The organism is Arthrobacter sp. TmT3-37 (assembly GCF_054510835.1).
The window spans coordinates 38,528-54,063 of sequence record NZ_JBTNDU010000017.1 but is presented as its reverse complement, the minus strand read 5'-3'; the positions used below and the strand labels follow the sequence as shown (position 1 = coordinate 54,063).

The window sequence follows — 15,536 nt, the reverse complement described above, 5'->3', positions numbered from 1 at the left end:
ACGGTACGAGCGGGCCCTTCCGCTCGCTCCGACGACCGGAAGAGGGAACGGACCATGGGATGGAAGCCGCGGCAGAGCGACCGCATGTACCGGTTCGTGGTGTACGCGGGCAAGACCGTCTTCGCGGCCCTCCGCCTGCAGGTCCGGGTCACCGGCACCGAGAACCTGCCGGACTCCGATCCCCTCGACGGGCGTTCGCGTCAGGCGGTGCCCGGGCACGGCGCCGTCGTCGCGATCACCCACTTCGGGTACCTCGACTTCGCCTTCGCCGAACTGGTCCTGTGGAACCATGCACGCATCCAGGCGCGGTACCTGATCTCCAAGCGTGCGGCGGACCACTGGTTCGTCAGCCCCTTCGTGTTCGGCCTCGGCCACGTGGTCACGGACCGGAAGGCGGGTGCCCAGGCATACGACGACGCCCTCGCGAAGCTGCGCGCCGGCGAGTACGTCGCGGTCCTGCCGGAGGCCGGTGTGTCCCGCAGCTACACCGTCCGCGAGCTCAAGACCGGCCCCGTACGGCTCGCCGCCGAGGCCGGCGTCCCGGTCATCCCCATCTCCGTGTGGGGAGCGCACAGGCTGCTGACGCGCGGCCACGGCTTCTCCGTCCGTCGGGCCTGGAAGTCCCCCGTCCGCGTCCACATCGGCCCTGCCATCCACCATGCGCCCGGGCTCGATGTCGCCGAGGAGACGGAGAAGCTGCGCCAGGAGCTGCAGGACGGCATCACGACGTGCATCGCCGACTTCCCGCTGACCCCCGGGCCGGGTGCCTGGTGGATGCCTGCGCACCTCGGCGGCAGCGCCCTGACCGACGCCGAGCGCGAGGCGGCCGACATCGCGGACAGGAAGGCCGGCCGGCACGACCGCGGCTGACGCAGCGGGACGACGGAGGGCCGCTCCTGGTCGCCGGACCGGGAGCGGCCCTCCGTGTCGTCGAACGGTCGCGTGGCGCCCGTGGTGTCCGGCCGCTTCCGGCGCTCAGGCCGTCGCGACCACCAGTGTCTCCGGTCCGGCGAGCCGGGCCGCGCCCGTCGCCAGCAGCGGTTCGACGACGGCGACCAGCGCCTCCATGGAGTCGTCGACCTCGAGCTGGATGGGGTACTGGTGCACGAGCATGGCGATCATGGTGGCGACGGCCGCCTGCTGCTCCTGCGGCGCGAGCGTCGTGTCGTAGCCGAGCAGGACGTCCGCCGGGTCGTCGGTCCGGGCCTGCGTGTAGCTGACCGCGAAGGCCGCGATGGCCCCGCCGTCGGCCTTCGGCCGGTCACGCAGCACGATCGCTCCGCCTGCTCCGCTCACATCGCCCAGGAACAGCTGCTGCGCGCGGCCCAGGCTGATGTCCGCGCGGTCCCACGCGTGCACGGACTCGTAGAAGGTCGCGAGCGCCCGCGTCAGTTCCACGGATCCGGTGGCCGCCTCCTCGAGCTGCGGGCCGGCGGCGTCGTCGAAGGAGGGGGCAGCGAGCGCCCCCGGCCCGACGACGACGAGCCGGGAACGCTGGAGGGTGCCGAAGCCGGTCGCCCGGGCGAAGGCGGCGCCCGTGGTCCCGGGGGTCACCTTCGAGCGCAGCGCCGTGACGCCCGACGGCGAGGCGGCCGCTTCGTGCTGGAGCATCGTGAGGAGTGTCGAGCCGACGCCTGCCCTGCGGTGGTCCTCGGCGACCTCGATGTAGCACCAGAGCCGGTCCGGGTGGAGCGCCGCGCCGTAGACGCAGCCGGCCGCGACCGGGATGCCCTGGTCGACCACGGTGATGCAGCGGTTCCACGGGCTGTCCGACGGCGTGCGGAAGGATCCGCGGAACTGCTCGGCCGCCGCCGACTCGGGCCCGCCCCAGAGCTGGATGAGCTCGAGGTCGTCCCCCTCCTGCCAGGCGCGGTATTCGAGGGCCATCAGGCTCCGATCAGGCGCGCGGCGAGGTATCCCTGCACCTGGTCGAGGGACACGCGCTCCTGGGCCATGGTGTCGCGCTCGCGGATCGTCACCGCCTGGTCCTCGAGCGTGTCGAAGTCCACGGTGATGCAGAACGGCGTGCCGATCTCGTCCTGGCGGCGGTAGCGGCGGCCGATGGCCCCGGCGTCGTCGAAGTCGATGTTCCAGCCCTTGCGCAGCTGCGCCGCGAGGTCCTTCGCCTTCGGGGAGAGGTCCTCGTTGCGGCTGAGCGGCAGCACGGCGGCCTTGACGGGGGCCAGGCGCGGATCGAGCTTCAGCACGGTGCGCTTGTCCACGCCGCCCTTGGCGTTGGGCGCTTCGTCCTCGGTGTAGGAGTCCACGAGGAAGGCCATGAAGGAGCGGGTCAGGCCGGCCGCCGGCTCGATCACGTACGGCGTGTAGCGCTCGTTGGTCGCCTGGTTGAAGTACCCGAGGTCGGTGCCGGAGTGCTTCGAGTGCGTGGAGAGGTCGAAGTCGGTACGGTTGGCGATGCCCTCGAGCTCGCCCCACTCGGAGCCGGAGAAGCCGAAGCGGTACTCGATGTCCGTGGTGCCCTTGGAGTAGTGGCTGAGCTTCTCGAGCGGGTGCTCGAAGAGGCGCAGGTTGTCGGCCTTGATCCCGAGGTCCGTGTACCAGGAGAAGCGCTGGTCGATCCAGTACCGGTGCCATTCCTCGTCGGTGCCCGGCTCGACGAAGAACTCCATCTCCATCTGCTCGAACTCGCGCGTGCGGAAGATGAAGTTGCCCGGCGTGATCTCGTTGCGGAAGCTCTTGCCGATCTGGCCGATGCCGAACGGCGGCTTCTTGCGCGCGGTGGTGAGGACGTTGTTGAAGTTCACGAAGATGCCCTGCGCGGTCTCCGGGCGCAGGTAGTGCATGCCCTCCTCGGAGGCGACCGGGCCGAGGAACGTCTTGAGCAGTCCCGAGAATTCCTGGGGTTCGGTCCACTGGCCCTTGGTGCCGCAGTTGGCGCAGGTGACGTCCTTCAGGCCGTTCTCCGGTGCGCGGCCCTTCTTCTCCTCGTACTCCTCCTCGAGGTGGTCCGCGCGGTAGCGCTTGTGGCAGGACAGGCACTCCACGAGCGGATCGCTGAAGACCTCGACGTGCCCGGAGGCCTCCCAGACCTGGCGGGGAAGGATCACGGCGGAATCGAGCCCGACGACGTCCTCGCGTCCGCGCACCATGGTCTGCCACCACTGACGCTTGATGTTCTCCTTGAACTCGGCACCGAGGGGTCCGTAATCCCAGGCAGAGCGGGAACCGCCGTAGATCTCCCCCGACTGGAACACGAAGCCGCGCCGCTTGGCGAGGGAGATGATGGGGTCGAGTGCTGACTTGGCTGCTGCCATGGGTTCTTCTCCAGTTCTGAGCAGGCCGCTGGGTGCGGTCCGCAGGTGGGGGTCGCGTGCACGGGCCGTCCACCCCTGCGGGGGCCGGAAAGCCACCCTGCAAGCCTACCGGGTCCGTCCTGCTCCGCACCGGCCCGTCTCGGCCGGCCCCTGCCTGCCCCTCCGGCCGGACGGACCGGTCGTCAGGGTCGTGTCCGCCGCGGCCAGGGCAGGGTGGTGAGGATGATCGCGCCGAGGGTCAGCAGCGTCCCGGCGATCGTGGCGAACACGATGATGGTGCCGGGAGCCGGGAACACCAGGTCCAGCAGCAGGGAGCCGACGAGCTGCCCGCCGATCATGCACAGGCCCGTGAGCAGGACGCCGAGGCTGCGTACGAGCAGCGCACCGAGCGCGATGAAGATGCAGCCCATGGGCCCGCCGAGGTAGTACCACCACTCGGACGGGAGGGGGTTGCCCGGGCCCGCGACGGCGACCTTGATGAGCCAGGCCGTCAGCAGCACGGCGGTGCCGGCGATGAAGTTCATCAGGGTGGCCGCGAGCGGCGTGCCGTAGTGGAGGGCCGCCGTGCCGTTCATGGCCTGCTGGAAGCTCATCAGGACGCCTGCGGCGACAGGGAGCAGGACGGGGACGAGCCACTCCGTCACCTCTCCGGCGGCACCGAAGCGCGGGGAGACGGCCCAGACGACGGACAGGACCGTCAGCACCACGCCGATCACCCGCATGGGCGTCGCGGCGCGCTTGCCGCCGGGTCCGATCCCCGCCCGGTCGACGAGGAGGCCGCTCAGTGACTGGCCCATGACGGCAGCGACGGTGAACAGGGCGACGCCGAGGATCCCGATGGTCAGCGACTGGGAGAAGACGAAGAAGGCGCCGATCGCACCGGCGGCCACGTAGTAGGGCGGGAAGCGGCGCTCGCGCACCGACGGGAGGATCTGGCGGGCTCCGGCCCGTGCGCTCGGGAGCACCAGCGTGAGGACCACCATCACCACGAGGCCCGTGCCGAAGCTGATCAGCGCGGCGGCGATGCCGTCGTCGAGCACGGTGCCGAGCGCTCCGTTGATCCTGCCCTGGACGGGGATGGCGAGTCCTGCCGCGAGGGCGAGGGGGAAACCGACGGCTGGGGGAAGCACACGCGCATCTGACACCCGTACAGCCTAGTAGCCGCCGTCGGGCATCATGGATGCATGACCGAGAACGCAGCCACCACCGAACTGTCCATCCGCGACGACATGATCCGGCTCGGACAGCTGCTCAAGCTCGCCTCGCTCGCCGAGGACGGCGTGGAGGCGAAGGCCCTGATCGACAACGGGCTGGTGCAGGTCAACGGCGAGATCGAGGAGCGCCGGGGCCGCCAGCTCCATCCCGGTGACACCGTGAGCGTCAACGGCGAGACGGTGCGCCTGACGAAGTCCTAGTACCGCCGGCCGGCCTGCTGGCGGAGCACCGCGCGGGCTCAGCGGCGCCCGAGGACCGTCATGCTCAGGAACTCGCGGACGTGGGCGAGCTCCTGCAGGTTGATGCTGTGGAACATGTTCGAGTAGAGGATCTTCGTCAGTTTCGTGTGCGTGGTCAGCCAGGCGTGCGTGAGGTCGACCATCTCCGGCGTGATGACCTGGTCCTCCTGGTCCCGGCCCCAGAAGAACTGCACGGGCGCGGCGGCCGCGTCGTCGTCGCGGAAGAATGCGTGGCCCTCGGACGGCACGATGAACCCCGAGAGTCCGACGACGCAGGCGAAGTCGCCGGGCCGGTGGCGCAGGAGCGACGTCGCGACGGCCATGCCCTGGGAGAAGCCCAGGAGGCTGACGCTGGAGTGGGAAGCCCGGACGGTGTCGAGCCACCGGGCCACGGCGGTGACGCTCTCCACCACGCGGTCGACCGAGTAGTCGGCCCCGCGAGACAGCGGGAACCACGAGAAGCCCGGCCCTTCAGCCTGCGGGGCTCGGACGGACGCCACGGTGAAATCGGCCGGAAGGTGGTCCGTCAGCCCCATCAGGTCCTCCTCGTTGGCCATGTAGCCGTGGAACAGGACGAGCAGCGGCGTGCCTTCCCGCTCGGACTCGGGCTTCGACCAGAGGACCACCGGATCCCAGGAGCTCGTGGAGGGCGCAGTCGTGCCGGGGGCTGGTTCAGTCATGGCTCCTATTTTGGCACGGTCCGCCCGGGCCACCGGCCGCCCGATCTGCGTTGGCGCCGGCTCCCCGACAGTTGGAGAATGTCGTGGTGAGCCCTACACCTGCTGCAGTCCCCGACTCCCCCGGGACCGATTCCATTCCCAACGGGGCCGGGATCGATCCGAGCCTGAACCCCGAGCCTCATCCCTGGCACCGCTACGTGGCCCTCGGGGACTCCTTCACCGAGGGGATCGGCGACCCCAATCCCGACAGTGTCGGGGGCAATCGTGGCTGGGCCGACCGCGTGGCCGAGGAACTGGCCCGGGGACAGACCGATTTCGCCTATGCCAACCTGGCGGTGCGCGGCCGCCTGCTGCAGCAGATCGTGGACCAGCAGGTGGAGCCCGCCCTGGCGCTGCGGCCGGATCTGGTCACCATCTCGGCCGGCGGCAACGACCTGCTGCGGCCCGGCGGCGATCCGGATGAGCTTGCCGAGCGGCTCGACGCCGTCGTCGCCACGCTCTCGGCGTCCGGCGCGACCGTCGTCCTGTTCACCGGACCCGACGTCCGGGAGACCGTCCTCGGCAGCATCCGGTCGAAGACGGCCATCTACAACGAGAACCTGCGGACCGTCGCCGCCCGCCACGAAGCGGTGATCGCGGACATGTGGGCGCTGCGGCAACTGCTCAACACCCAGATGTGGTCCTCCGACCGCCTGCACTTCTCGCCGCTCGGGCACCACACCATCGCCGCGATGGTCCTCGACACCCTCGCCGTACGGCATACCCTCGAGCCGCTGCATCCGAAGGAGCTCCCGGCCCGCACGTGGCGGGAGGCGCGGGCGGAGGACTTCGTGTGGGCCCGGGAGTACTTCGTGCCGTGGGTCCTGCGCAGGCTCCGGCACCGGTCGTCGGGCGACGGCGTCCTCGCGAAGCGGCCGGACGTCGCACCGATCTTCGGGCCGGGCATGCCGCCGGGTGCTGCGGACTGACCGCCGCCGGGCGGTCAGTCCCCGCGGCGGCGCAGCCCGTCGTTCCTAGCTGTCGAGGGAGACCTCACCGTTGGCCACGGCGTCGGCGCACGCGCTGAGGTCCGGCCCCGGCTTGAAGTCGACGAATTGCGGCTGCAGCTTCTGGAAGAGGAATTCGTAGACCTCGTCGCGGGACTTGCCGTCCATCGTCTCCACGGCCTCGCGGACCGCCCCCTGCAGCGCGCGGTCCGCGTCCAGCAGGATCTTGTCGCGTGCTTCCTGGTTCCAGCCAATGGTGCTCAGTTCCATGAACAGCTCCTCTTTCGACGTCGGTGGTCCCGGGACTTCGACCCGGGACCTGCCTGCCGCGAATTCCTAAGCAGGCTTACCTCCAAGACTAGGTGCCGGTCCGTGGAAACCCAACCGGTATCTGCTACCGGGTGTAGAAGGCGGCCCGGAGGTCCGCGTCGAGCTGGTGGATCTGCGTCAGGAAGGCGTCGTGGCCCACCGGTGAGGAGATCATGTGGACGGGCACCTCGCCCGGCAGCCCGGCGGCCAGGCGCCTCGACTGCACGGGGTAGTACAGCCGGTCCGAGTCCACGGCCGCGACGAAGAACTCCGCCGTCGCGGTCCCCAGGGCGTCGTCGAGCGTACCGCGGTCGCGCGCCGCGTCGTGGCTCATCAGCGCCTCGGTCAGGATCACGTAGCTGTTGGCGTCGAACCGGCCCACGAGCTTGTCCGCCTGGTGGTCGAGGTAGCTCTCCACCTGGTAGCGCCCGCGGTCGGCGGGCAGGACGGCGCCGAACGGCTGTTCGGTGTCCTGCTCCGCGCGACCGAAGCGCGCCTCCAGCTCGTGTTCGGAGCGGTAGGTGATGTGCGCGATCCGCCGGGCGATGCCGAGGCCCGCCTCCGGAGGGGCACCGTCGTAGTAGTCGCCGCGGCGGTAGGCGGGATCGAGCCGGATCGCCTGCACCTGGGCCTGGGCGAACGCTATCTGTTCGGCCGAACTGGCGGCGGTGCAGGCGATGACGGCGCAGCGCTGAACGCGCTGCGGATACATGAGTGCCCATTCGAGGGCGCGCGCCCCGCCCATCGAGCCGCCGAGGACCGAGTGCCACCGGCCGATGCCGAGCCGGTCGGCCAGCAGGGCCTCGGCCCGGACGGAGTCCCGGATGGTGATCAGGGGGAAGCGCGAACCCCACGGCGTCCCGTCGGGCGCGAGGCTGGCCGGCCCCGTCGAGCCGTAGCAGCCTCCCAGCATGTTGATCGACACCACGAAGTACCGGTCGGTGTCCACCGTGCGGCCGGGACCCACGAGCGAATCCCACCAGCCCTCCTCCTCCGAGTCGCCGCGTGCCACGTGCGAGCTGCCGGTCAGGGCATGCTGCACGAGCACGGCGTTCGACCCGTCCCGGTTCAGCCGGCCCCAGGTCTCGAAGGCGAGCTGCACGTCCGGCAGCGTGCCGCCCGTCTCCAGGGCCAGCGGACCGATCGGCGCGATGCGCAGGAGCCCGTCCCCCGGAGGGCGTGCGCCGTCGATCCCGGGGTGCAGCGGAGCAGGAGGGTAGGTCGTCACGAAGGGCTAGGCTCCTTTGGCGGCGCGGAAGCCCGCGTCGAGGTCGGCGAGGATGTCGGTGATGTTCTCGAGGCCCACGGAGAGGCGCACGAGGCCCGGGCGCACTCCGGCGGTCAGCTGCGCCTCCGCCCCCAGCTGGCTGTGGGTCGTGGACGCCGGGTGGATCACGAGCGAGCGCACATCGCCCACGTTCGCGACGTGCGAGTGGAGTTCCAGCCCGTCGACGAAGCGCTTGCCGGCCTCGAGTCCCCCGACGATGTCGAAGCTGACGATCGCGCCCGTGCCGTTGTTCCGCCCGTACTTCCTGCCGCGTTCGTACCAGGGACTCGAGGCGAGGCCCGCATAGGAGACGCGCTCGACGTCGTCGTGCCCCTCGAGCCACTCGGCGACGGCCTGGGCGTTCTGCACGTGGCGCTCCACGCGCAGGCTGAGGGTCTCCAGGCCCTGCGCGATGAGGAAGGCGTTGAACGGCGACACGGACGAGCCGAGGTCGCGCAGCAACTGGACGCGGGCCTTGAGGATGTAGGCGAGGTTCGCGCCGAGGGCGCTGCCGACACCGAGGTCCCGCGCGTAGACGAGTCCGTGGTAGCTCTCGTCCGGGCTGTTGAAGCCCGGGAAGCGCTCGGGGTACTGGGCGAAGTCGAAGTTCCCCGAATCGACGATGACGCCGGCGATGGCATTGCCATGGCCCCCGAGGTACTTCGTCGCGGAGTGCACCACGATGTCGGCGCCCCATTCGATGGGCCGGATCAGGTACGGCGTGGACAGCGTGTTGTCCACGATCAGGGGGATCCCGCTCTCGTGGGCGACGGCGCTGATGCCCTCGATGTTCAGGACGTCCTGCCGTGGGTTGGACACGACTTCCCCGAAGAAGAGCTTGGTGTTCGGCCGGACGGCGTCGCGCCACTGCTCGAGGTCGTCGGGGTCCTCGACGAAGGTCGTCTCGATGCCGAACCTCTTCAGCGTGTGCTTGAAGAGGTTGTACGTGCCGCCGTAGAGGCTCGGGCTCGCCACGATGTGGTCACCCGCCTCGGCGATGTTCAGCACCGCGAAGGTCTCCGCCGCCTGGCCGGAGGCCAGGAGCAGCGCGCCGACGCCGCCCTCGAGGCTCGCGATCCGCGTCTCCACCGCTTCCTGCGTGGGATTGCCGATGCGCGTGTAGATGGGCGCGAGTTCCGTCAGCGAGAACCGGTTCGCGGCGCTCTCGGCACTCGGGAAGACGAATGACGACGTCTGGTAGATGGGCAGCGCACGCGCTCCCGTGGCGGTGTCCGGCACCTGGCCGGCGTGGATCTGGCGTGTCTCGAAGGACCAATCGTCGGACATGGTGCTCCCTGTAGGAAGGGGCTCGGCCGGGTTCCGATGCTCCCGTCGGTGGACGCCGTTCCAGGAGACCGGGCCCGCAGGAGCCCGCGCTTGCACGGCGCCGGTGTGGCGCCGAACCTGGTCTTCACCCGGGGCACCCCACCGCGGTTGGAGGGTTGCCGGCCAGCAAGCCGGGGCTTCGTGCTGGCACTCATGACCTGCATTCATGAAAGCCCATCGGGGCGCATCCGGCAACCCGTGTGACCCTCCGTGAAGGAGCGGCTCACCCCCTTCTGCGGTCGGTCGAACGGGTAAGGCAAGCCTTAGTCGAGACGCAGATCACTTAGTGCCAAAATATCGGCATGCGCCTGGACCACGTCTCTTATGCCTGCGAACCCGATGGACTTGCTGCGACCGCCGACCGGATCTCGGCCAGGCTCGGCATGGAACCGGTGAAGGGCGGTGTGCACCCCCGCTTCGGCACCCGCAACATGATCTTCCCGCTGGTCAACGGCCAGTACCTGGAGGTCGTCGAGGTCCTCAACCACCCCGCGTCGGACAAGGCGCCGTTCGGCCAGGCCGTGCGGGCGCGTTCCGAGGCCGGTGGAGGCTGGATGGGCTGGTGCGTCGCCGTCGACGACCTGGGACCCTTCGAGGAGCGGCTCGGCCGCGGTGCGGTTCCCGGCAACCGCAAGTTCCCGGACGGCCAGGAGCTGACCTGGCAGCAGATCGGCATCAAGGGCCTCATCGCGGATCCGCAGGTGCCCTATCTGCTCCGCTGGGACGAGGGCACCGAGTCCCTGCACCCGTCGAAGGCCCGTCCTGCAACGGTCAAGCTGGACTGCCTCACCATCGCCGGCTCGTCCGAGCGCGTCACGGAATGGCTCGGCACGGAGGTCGAGGAGACGCTCGACGGCGTCCAGGTCCAGTGGATCGCACCCAACGGAACCCCGGGCATCATGTCCGTGACCTTCGAGACCGCCGACGGCCGGATCGAGATCTGACCTCCGCCGCGGACGCAGAAGGGACCGGACATGATGTCCGGTCCCTTCTGCTGTGTCGCTGCTGTGGTGAGGAGTGATCAGGCGTGGGTGTAGGTCAGGCAGTCCGCGGCCTCGGCGCCGGGGCCCACCTTGACGGCCGGGGCGCTGCACAGCAGGTCGTGGTTGTAGCTGCACTCGGATCGCTGGCACGCTCCGACGTGCGCGAGCATCTTGGGCAGTCCGCCGCTGATGGACGTGTCGATGAACGTGGCGCAGGACGCGTGTTCCTCGCTGCCCGACACGGTGATGGCGACGGCCGTGCAGCCGTCGTGGTTGAAGGAGCAGTTGTGGACGCTGCATTCAGAGACACTGGTGACGACGCTCATGATTCCTCCTGGCTGGTCCGGTGAGGCCCCGATCGGGGCCGCCACTTCGCTGAACGGACTCACGGTAACACCGCGTCCACCGGATAATTTAGTCATGATCGGCGTGCGCAATGACCGAAGGTAAGGCTTCGCTCAGGCGGTCACCCGCCGATCCCGATGGCGGGACCGAGCAGGGTGAATCCGACGAAACCCGTGATGTCGATGAGCGCGTGTGCCAGGACGAGCGGCATCACCCGACGGCTGCGCGTGTAGAACCAGGCGAACAGCAGGCCCATGAGCACGTTGCCGAGGAAGGGCCCGAACCCCTGGTACAGGTGGTAGCTGCCCCTCACGAGGGCGCTCGTGAGGATGATGGCCGGGGTCGACCAGCCGAGCTCCCGCAGCCGGAGGAACAGGTACCCCACCACGATGACCTCCTCGAGCACGGCGTGCCGGACCGCCGAGAGGATGAGCACGGGGATCGTCCACCAGTAGGTGTCGAGCGCGGCGGGCACCAGCGCGGTGGTGATGCCGAGCGCGCGGCCGCCGGCATAGACCCCGAGCGTGCCGATACCGATGACCGCCGCCAGGCCGATCCCGAATCCGATGGTGCGCAGGGGCCTCTCGAACGTGAGGCCGAGGCGTCGGAACGCCGAGACCCCGTGGCCACTGAGCAGGAACAGGACCAGGGCCACCGGCACCAGGGCGAAGAAGATTCCCAGCAGCTGGTAGGTGAGGTCGAAGTACTGCCGGTCGTCGAGCACCGGGTTCAGCGTGGTGGTCTGCGCGGCGAGGGGGCCGCGCGTCAGCTTCTCGGCCAGGCTCACGATCGCGTACACACCGGACTGTCCGAGGGACAGGCCGAAGACGATGAGCAGCTCGGCGGTGATGCGGCGCCTCGGGACGGGTGGCTCCGGGTGGACGGCACCGCCCGGTGCTGCTGGAGCGGACGGGGAGGACTCGGCAGTCATGGCGCTATCCTTCCAGCGGCGGCTGGTGATTCCCAGTCCGCGGACATCCGCCTGCCTCCCCTACCGCACGCGGCTCCCGGCCCGCCAGACGGCATGGACGAGCGGCATGCCCGGCCGGTATGCGAGATGCGTGGCCGAGGGCGCGTCCAGCAGTTGCAGGTCTGCACGGTGCCCGACGGCCAGGGAGCCGACCGCGCGCCGGCCGTCCTCGTCGTGGCCCGCGTGGCGCCGCAGCGCGAGCGCTCCGCCGAGGGTCGCGGCGCGGACCGCCTCCTGCACGGTGAGGCCCATCTGGAGGACGGCGATGGCCACGCAGAAGGCCATCGAGCTCGTGAACGACGTACCGGGGTTGCAGTTGCTGGCGATCGCGAGCTGCACGCCGGCGTCGAGGAGCCTCCGGGCGGGCGGGAACGGCTGGCGCGTGGAGAGGTCGCAGGCGGGCAGGCAGGTGGCCACCGTGCCGGGTTCGCCCCGCGCAGCGAAGCCGGCCCAGGTACCGGCGAGCGCCTCGACGTCGTCGTCGGTCAGGTGGTTGACGTGGTCCACGCTGGCGGCGCCGAACTCGACGGCGAGCGCGACGCCGTCGCCCGGTCCCAGCTGGTTGCCGTGCACGCGCAGGCCGAGGCCGGCTGCGGCGGAGGCGGAGAGCACGCGGCGTGACTGCTCGGCGGTGAAGGCTCCCCTCTCGCAGAAGACGTCGGCCCAGCGGACGTAGGGGCGGACGGCGTCGAGCATGGGCCCGCACACCAGGTCGGTGTAGTGGTCCGCGTCCTCCCCGCGCGGCACGAGGTGCGCACCGAGGAACGTGACCTCGTCGACGACGCCTGCCGCGATGCGCGCACTGCGCGCCTCCTGCTCGACGTCGAGCCCGTAGCCCGTCTTCGTCTCCAGGTAGGTGGTCCCGCCCGCCGCGGCCTCGGCGACCCGGGCCAGCAGGAGTCGCGTGAGGTCGTAGTCGCCGGCGGCACGTGTCGCGTCGACGGTGACGGCGATACCACCCGCGGCGTAGGACTCCCCCGCCATGCGGGCCTCGAACTCGGCCGTCCGGTCGCCGGCGAACACGAGGTGCGTGTGGCTGTCGACCCAGCCCGGGAGGCCTGCACGGCCACCGGCGTCGTGGCTCTCGTCGGCGGCAGGGGCGTGCGCGGCCGGGCCGATCCAGCTGATGCGCTCGCCCTCGAACACCACGGCGGCGTCCCGCAGGGTGGTGCCGTCGGGGTCCGAGGTGAGGAGCTCACCGATGTTCGTGATGAGGACGGACATCAGTGCTGCTCCCGGCCGTGGCCCGCCGGGCTCCTGCCAGGCTCGTGCTCCCTCTGCGCCGCCTCGTCCAGCCGGGCGATGGCCGTGACCAGCAGGTCGGCGGGCCTCCCCAGCGTGGTGTGGACGCCTTCGCGCGCCACGAGGACTCCCCCGACGACGACACCCGTGACGTCCTGGCCGGTCGCGGTGTAGGCGAGCTGCTCCCGGGAGGACCCGGCCGTGCGCGCGGTGCCCGGATCGACGGCCATGAAGTCGGCGGCGCGGCCGGGCCGGAAGCCGGCGCCCGGCCGGGCCTGCGCGGCTGCCCCGCCGAGAGAGGCGATGGCGTGCAGCTGCTCCGGTCCGAAGTGACCCCGCCGCCCGGTGCGCAGGCGCTCCCCGTGCTCCAGCGCCCGCATCTCCAGCCATGGGTCCACGACGGCGTGCTGGTCGGTGCCGAGGGCGAGCGTCGCTCCCGCTGCGCGGAGGTCGCCGGCCGGGCCGATGCCGTCCGCCAGGTCCGCCTCGGTGGTGGGACAGAGGACGACGGCGGCCCCGGCACCGGCGAGGACGGCGATGTCACGCTCGCTGACGTGGGTCGCGTGGACGGCGGACAGCCGGCTCCCGACGAGTCCGTAGGAGTCGAGCAGGGCGGTCGGGGTGCGGCCGGTGGCACGGAGGCAGTCCTCGTTCTCCGCGGGCTGCTCGGAGAGGTGGACATGCAGGGGGAGCCCGTCCGGCAGGTGCTGGGCGATGACGGCCAGCTGGTCCTCGGGGACGGCGCGCACGGAGTGGATGGCGGCACCGACGGACACCTGGTGGGCCGGGTGGAGTGCGGCGACCGTGGCACGGAGGGACGCGAGCCGGTCGAGCCACTGCGCGGCGGTGCCGTCCGAGAACCGGCGCTGCCCCTCCTCGAGGGGAGCCCCGAAGCCCCCGGCGAGGTAGCAGGTGTCCAGCAGGGTCAGCCGGATGCCCGCGCGGACGGCCGCCCGCGCGAGGGCGAGCTCCATGGCGTGCGGGCCGGAGTCCCCCTGCCCGTAGGGTGTGCCGTCGGGCTGGTGGTGGACGTAGTGGAATTCGGCGACGCTGGTCCAGCCCACGGCGACCATCTCCGCATAGGCGGCGGTGGCCAGTTCCTCGTAGAGCTCCGGGGTCAGGGCCGCCGCCGCGCGGTACATGCTCTCCCGCCAGGTCCAGAAGGTGCCGCCGTGGTCGTGGGTACGGCCCCTCAGGGCACGGTGGAACGCGTGCGAATGCGCGTTCGCGGCGCCGGGGAAGGCCACACCGGACAGGACGACGTCGCCCGCCTGCGCCGGGACACCGGACGCGACGCCGACCACCGTGCCGTCGGCGTCGACCTCCACGCGGACCGCGTCCGCCACGCCGTCGCCTCCCAGCCAGGCGGACTCGCACCATACGGCACGGACCGCATCCCGCCCGCTTGCTGTCTGATCCGGCCCGTGCCAGCGCTCCGGGCCCGCGCCGCCGTTCAGCGGCGTCACAGGAGGTCTTCGAGGACGTCCGCGAGGGCGGTCGCACCCGCATCGGCGTCGTCGCGCTCCACGAACTCCTCGGGCGAGTGGCTGATGCCGGTGGGGTTGCGGACGAAGAGCATCGCCGTCGGTGCGATGCTGCCGAGGATGCCCGCGTCGTGACCGGCCCCCGTCGGCAGCGTCGGCGCGTCCGGGAAGGAGCGGCCGAGCGCGTTGCCCAGCGTGCGCTGCAGCGCGCCGTCGAAGTGCACCGTGGTGCTGCGGGATTCCTCGGTCAGCGTGGCACGGCACCCCTCGAAGGCGCAGATCTTCTGCGCCTGCCCGTGGATCCGCTCGATCAGGGCCGCGGTGACGGCGTCCTCCTCGTGGCGCACGTCGAGCCAGAGGTCCACGCGGGACGCGATGACGTTCGTGCCGCCCGGTACCGGCTGGAGGCGCCCCACCGTGGCCCGCGCGCCGTCCTGCTCGGCGGCGGTCCGCCGGGCGGCGAGGATCACCTGGGCGGCGGCGACCATCGGGTCCGCGCGGTCGGCCATGAGGGTGGTCCCCGCATGGTTCCCCTGTCCGGTGACGGACAGCCGCCAGCGGCCGTGGCCGAGCATGGTGGAGCCGACGGCGACGGCGGAGTCCAGGTCGATCAGCCCGCGCCCCTGCTCCACGTGCAGCTCGACGAAGTCGCCGATGTGCCGGATGGCCTCCTCGTCGCGGCCGAGGTGCGTCGGATCGACGCCGGACGCCCGCGCGGCCTCGGCGAAGGTGGTGCCGTCGGTGTCGGTCAGGGAGCGGACGGCGTCGGGGTCGAGCGTTCCCGTGAGCAGGCGGGAGCCGAGGCAGGACACCCCGAACCGCGAGCCCTCCTCCTCGGGGAAGACCGTGACGGCGAGCGACCGGTTCGGCTGCACGCCCCGCTCCCGCAGGAGATCGACGGCGACGAGCGCCGAGGCGACGCCGAGCGGCCCGTCGAAGGCGCCGCCGCCGGGGACGGAGTCGAGGTGGCTGCCGGTCACCAGGGCGCCGTCCCGGCTGTCCGTCGCGTCCCACCAGGCCCAGAGGATGCCGTTGCGGTCGGTCTCCACGGACAGCCCGCGGGCTTGCGCCTCGGCGGCGAACCACTCGCGCAGGGAGAGCTCGGCACCCGTGTACACGCCACGGGAGTACCCGCCGCGGGTCGCGTCGCGGCCGACGTCGCTGATGGAGTCGAGGACTGAGGAGACGGTCTGCACGGGATGCCTTCCGGTGGTG

Annotated in this window: 16 protein-coding genes and 1 riboswitch; of the genes, 4 read left to right on the top strand and 12 right to left on the bottom strand. The window is 71.1% G+C overall.

What is annotated here, in order from left to right; genetic code table 11:
- Positions 1 to 54: 54 nt before the first annotated feature.
- On the top strand, positions 55 to 870 hold the full coding sequence (locus tag ACX80U_RS16635) for a lysophospholipid acyltransferase family protein (protein WP_208740745.1): 816 nt from the start codon (positions 55 to 57) through the stop codon (positions 868 to 870).
- Positions 871 to 975: 105 nt separating this feature from the next.
- On the opposite strand, the gene ACX80U_RS16630 is transcribed toward ACX80U_RS16635, so the two are convergent.
- The 3 genes from ACX80U_RS16630 to ACX80U_RS16620 all read right to left on the bottom strand — a co-directional run bounded on the left by ACX80U_RS16630 (position 976) and on the right by ACX80U_RS16620 (position 4,420).
- Positions 976 to 1,887, bottom strand: a complete 912-nt coding sequence (locus ACX80U_RS16630; protein WP_208740743.1) for a GNAT family N-acetyltransferase — start codon at positions 1,885 to 1,887, stop codon at positions 976 to 978.
- Positions 1,887 to 3,275: a glycine--tRNA ligase gene (locus ACX80U_RS16625; RefSeq protein WP_459269230.1), complete on the bottom strand. Its 1,389-nt coding sequence runs from the start codon at positions 3,273 to 3,275 to the stop codon at positions 1,887 to 1,889. The genes ACX80U_RS16630 and ACX80U_RS16625 overlap by 1 nt, the downstream gene beginning before the upstream one ends.
- 182 nt (positions 3,276 to 3,457) lie before the next feature.
- Complete coding sequence (locus ACX80U_RS16620) at positions 3,458 to 4,420, bottom strand: DMT family transporter (RefSeq protein WP_133082149.1); 963 nt, start codon at positions 4,418 to 4,420, stop codon at positions 3,458 to 3,460.
- A gap of 39 nt (positions 4,421 to 4,459) precedes the next feature.
- Here ACX80U_RS16620 and ACX80U_RS16615 point away from each other — a divergent pair, with 39 nt between their 5' ends.
- A complete protein-coding gene (locus ACX80U_RS16615) occupies positions 4,460 to 4,690 on the top strand; it encodes an RNA-binding S4 domain-containing protein (RefSeq protein WP_133082148.1) in 231 nt (76 codons plus the stop codon).
- Between the two features lie 38 nt (positions 4,691 to 4,728).
- Here the strand turns inward: ACX80U_RS16615 and ACX80U_RS16610 are convergent, their stop codons facing one another.
- Positions 4,729 to 5,409 carry an alpha/beta hydrolase gene (locus ACX80U_RS16610; RefSeq protein WP_459269229.1) on the bottom strand — a complete coding sequence of 227 codons (681 nt, stop codon included), beginning with the start codon at positions 5,407 to 5,409 and terminating at the stop codon, positions 4,729 to 4,731.
- A gap of 134 nt (positions 5,410 to 5,543) precedes the next feature.
- Here ACX80U_RS16610 and ACX80U_RS16605 point away from each other — a divergent pair, with 134 nt between their 5' ends.
- On the top strand, positions 5,544 to 6,377 hold the full coding sequence (locus tag ACX80U_RS16605) for an SGNH/GDSL hydrolase family protein (RefSeq protein ID WP_459269244.1): 834 nt from the start codon (positions 5,544 to 5,546) through the stop codon (positions 6,375 to 6,377).
- 45 nt (positions 6,378 to 6,422) lie between these two features.
- Here the strand turns inward: ACX80U_RS16605 and ACX80U_RS16600 are convergent, their stop codons facing one another.
- The 3 genes from ACX80U_RS16600 to ACX80U_RS16590 all read right to left on the bottom strand — a co-directional run bounded on the left by ACX80U_RS16600 (position 6,423) and on the right by ACX80U_RS16590 (position 9,258).
- On the bottom strand, positions 6,423 to 6,665 hold the full coding sequence (locus tag ACX80U_RS16600) for a hypothetical protein (RefSeq protein WP_133082146.1): 243 nt from the start codon (positions 6,663 to 6,665) through the stop codon (positions 6,423 to 6,425).
- Positions 6,666 to 6,789: 124 nt separating this feature from the next.
- Positions 6,790 to 7,932: a homoserine O-acetyltransferase MetX gene (gene metX, locus ACX80U_RS16595; protein WP_432206116.1), complete on the bottom strand. Its 1,143-nt coding sequence runs from the start codon at positions 7,930 to 7,932 to the stop codon at positions 6,790 to 6,792.
- Between the two features lie 6 nt (positions 7,933 to 7,938).
- Positions 7,939 to 9,258 carry a bifunctional o-acetylhomoserine/o-acetylserine sulfhydrylase gene (locus ACX80U_RS16590; protein WP_208740454.1) on the bottom strand — a complete coding sequence of 440 codons (1,320 nt, stop codon included), beginning with the start codon at positions 9,256 to 9,258 and terminating at the stop codon, positions 7,939 to 7,941.
- 81 nt (positions 9,259 to 9,339) lie between these two features.
- A riboswitch (SAM riboswitch) is annotated at positions 9,340 to 9,456 on the bottom strand.
- Positions 9,457 to 9,599: 143 nt separating this feature from the next.
- Between ACX80U_RS16590 and ACX80U_RS16585 the strand changes: the two genes are divergently transcribed.
- Positions 9,600 to 10,241, top strand: a complete 642-nt coding sequence (locus ACX80U_RS16585) for a VOC family protein (RefSeq protein ID WP_133082144.1) — start codon at positions 9,600 to 9,602, stop codon at positions 10,239 to 10,241.
- Positions 10,242 to 10,318: 77 nt separating this feature from the next.
- Here ACX80U_RS16585 and ACX80U_RS16580 read toward each other — a convergent pair whose 3' ends face one another.
- The 5 genes from ACX80U_RS16580 to ACX80U_RS16560 form a co-directional block, all read right to left on the bottom strand.
- A complete protein-coding gene (locus ACX80U_RS16580; RefSeq protein WP_133082143.1) occupies positions 10,319 to 10,606 on the bottom strand; it encodes a DUF1540 domain-containing protein in 288 nt (95 codons plus the stop codon).
- A gap of 140 nt (positions 10,607 to 10,746) precedes the next feature.
- On the bottom strand, positions 10,747 to 11,556 hold the full coding sequence (locus tag ACX80U_RS16575) for a CPBP family intramembrane glutamic endopeptidase (protein ID WP_208740453.1): 810 nt from the start codon (positions 11,554 to 11,556) through the stop codon (positions 10,747 to 10,749).
- A gap of 60 nt (positions 11,557 to 11,616) precedes the next feature.
- The gene (gene hutI, locus ACX80U_RS16570) at positions 11,617 to 12,819 is read right to left on the bottom strand and encodes an imidazolonepropionase (RefSeq protein WP_459269228.1); all 1,203 of its coding nucleotides are present in this window, start codon (positions 12,817 to 12,819) and stop codon (positions 11,617 to 11,619) included.
- Positions 12,819 to 14,183, bottom strand: a complete 1,365-nt coding sequence (locus ACX80U_RS16565; protein WP_459269227.1) for a formimidoylglutamate deiminase — start codon at positions 14,181 to 14,183, stop codon at positions 12,819 to 12,821. Before ACX80U_RS16565 ends, hutI begins: the two co-directional genes overlap by 1 nt.
- Positions 14,184 to 14,299: 116 nt before the next feature.
- Complete coding sequence (locus ACX80U_RS16560; RefSeq protein ID WP_459269226.1) at positions 14,300 to 15,517, bottom strand: allantoate amidohydrolase; 1,218 nt, start codon at positions 15,515 to 15,517, stop codon at positions 14,300 to 14,302.
- Between the last annotated feature and the right edge of the window lie 19 nt (positions 15,518 to 15,536).